The sequence below is a fragment of the Mesorhizobium sp. M7A.F.Ca.US.006.04.2.1 genome, assembly GCF_004022915.1.
In the GTDB taxonomy this organism is placed as follows: Bacteria; Pseudomonadota; Alphaproteobacteria; order Rhizobiales; family Rhizobiaceae; genus Mesorhizobium; species Mesorhizobium ciceri.
Window position 1 is genome coordinate 1 of the sequence record NZ_RZQA01001655.1, and the last position, 445, is coordinate 445.

Here is a 445-nt window from a genome sequence, read left to right on the forward strand (position 1 = left end):
TGACCCGACAGCGTTTCGAATGCACGCTGGTTCGAGGTTGAAGCATGGGAGGAAGCCTTGCGGCTGACCACGGCCTCGGGCTGGAAATCCGGCACCAAAGTCAATCTGGAGCAGGCGCTGAAGATCGGCGACGAACTCGGCGGCCACATCGTTTCGGGCCATGTCGACGGCATGGCCGAGATCATCGAGCGCAAGGATGAGGGCGATGCCGTGCGCTTCACGCTGGAGGCGCCGCGCGACCTGGCGAAGTTCATTGCGCCCAAGGGATCGGTCGCGCTCGACGGCACCTCGCTCACCGTCAACAAGATCGAAGGCGCGCGCTTCGACGTGCTTTTGATCCACCACTCGCTGACCGTGACCACCTGGGGCGAGCGCAAGGTCGGCGACAGGGTGAACCTCGAGATCGACACCATGGCCCGCTACGCAGCGCGCCTGGTAGAAGCGG

At 64.3% G+C, this 445-nt stretch carries 1 pseudogene; it reads left to right on the forward strand.

The features are described 5' to 3' along the window. Positions 1–15 precede the first annotated feature (15 nt). Positions 16–445 (forward strand): annotated as a pseudogene (locus EN925_RS39245) (riboflavin synthase); the annotation flags it as partial.